The following is a 1,394-nucleotide window of genomic DNA, read 5'->3' as shown; positions in this document are numbered from 1 at the left end:
AGTCGATCGCTGCGCTGGGGCTTGACCATGTGCGTATTTTTCCGCTGTGGCCGCTGCTGCAGCCCAACAGGTCGCTGATCCGTCCGGCCGGCATTGCGGACGTGGGCCGCGTGGTGGACGCTGCCGCCGAATTTGGCCTGGACGTGTCCGTGGACGGCCTGCAGGGACACCTTTCCAGCTTTGACTTCCTGCCGTCGTGGGTGACGAGCTGGCACCGCCGCAACATGTACACCGATCCCCAGGTGGTGGAAGCGGAAGTTCAGCTGATCACAGCACTGGCTGCCGAAGTCACCTCCCGCCCCAACGTACTGGGCATGACGGTGGGCAATGAGACCAACCAATTCGCCGTGGAACGCCACCCCGAGCAGCAGATGACCTCAGCGGCAGAAATGGGCGAATGGTTCAAAACCCTGCTGGCGGCAGCCCGCAGGGCCTGGCCCACGGGCATGCACCAGCACAGCTTTGACGACAACGCATGGTTTGTGGACAGCTGCCCCGTCACACCCCGCCACGCGGCAACGCTGGGTGATGTGACCACCGTGCATTCCTGGGTGTTCGTGGCCGTGGCGCACTTGTTCCCGCAGGGTCACCCGGCCCGCACACTTTTTGCCGACTACCTCGTGCAGCTGGCCGACGCGTACTCCGACGACCCCACCCGGCCCGTCTGGCTGCAGGAGATTGGCGCGCCCCACCCGGCCGTGCCGTTCGACGGCGCTGCCGACTTCCTGGAGGAGAGCCTGCGCCCCGTGCTGGACACCCCGAATTTGTGGGGCGTGACGTGGTGGTGCTCGCACGATGTCAGCCGGAAGCTGGCAGATTTCCCGGAGCTGGAATACACGCTGGGCCTGCTGGATTCCGAGCGCCGGCCCAAGCCGGCCGGGCTGCGGTTGGCCGATCTGATTGCCGCTGAGAAGGCCCGCCCCACGGCGCCCGTCCAGCGCAGCACCGCCCTGTCCTTCGACCCTGGAGATGAGGCCACGGGTGTTGGCCGGTCAGTTGCAGATCCCTCCGGTGCGCTGTTCCCGGCCTGGCTGGAGCTGGCTGCGGGCGGGGAGAAGCCCGCCCTGGTGCGTGCATCCAAGACGGACGACGCCGGATACCTCGCCGCACGCGGCCTCACGGACGTGCGCGGTCAGACAGAATCACGGTGAGCACCATGTGGGATGACGTAAAGCCCACGGATTCGGAACAAAAGTGGGAGCTGGTGCCGGAGAACCGCACCCATCCGGCGACGCTGGTGCCCATTTTTGAGCGGGCCGTGCAAGCCTTTTACGCCGACGCCGCGGCCTAGGCCGCGGCACAGCACGCTTGGCACCCTTGGCATCCTTGGCTCCGGGCGGGCCCTAGCCCCAGCTGCTACTGGCGCGTAACATCGAATCATCACCGGGTTTCGC

2 protein-coding genes are annotated in these 1,394 nt (G+C 66.6%); both read left to right on the top strand.

Annotation, left to right across the window (positions count from 1 at the left end):
* The coding region (locus tag Q4P21_RS06600; protein ID WP_303388008.1) for a glycosyl hydrolase at positions 1-1,151 on the top strand (1,151 nt) is incomplete at its 5' end.
* A 5-nt stretch (positions 1,152-1,156) separates the two neighbouring features.
* Positions 1,157-1,291: a hypothetical protein gene (locus Q4P21_RS06595; protein WP_303388007.1), complete on the top strand. Its 135-nt coding sequence runs from the start codon at positions 1,157-1,159 to the stop codon at positions 1,289-1,291.
* Positions 1,292-1,394: the final 103 nt, after the last annotated feature.

Origin of the sequence: Arthrobacter sp., from assembly GCF_030540645.1 — a bacterium.
Lineage (GTDB): Bacteria > Actinomycetota > Actinomycetes > Actinomycetales > Micrococcaceae > Specibacter.
The sequence above is the reverse complement of the archived record's forward strand: the minus strand, read 5'-3'. Positions and strand labels throughout refer to the sequence as shown.

Bases quoted from the DNA above. Each gene is read 5' to 3' on its own strand.
- Q4P21_RS06595 (WP_303388007.1), top strand. From the start codon at position 1,157: ATGTGGGATGACGTAAAGCCCACGGATTCGGAACAAAAGTGGGAGCTG.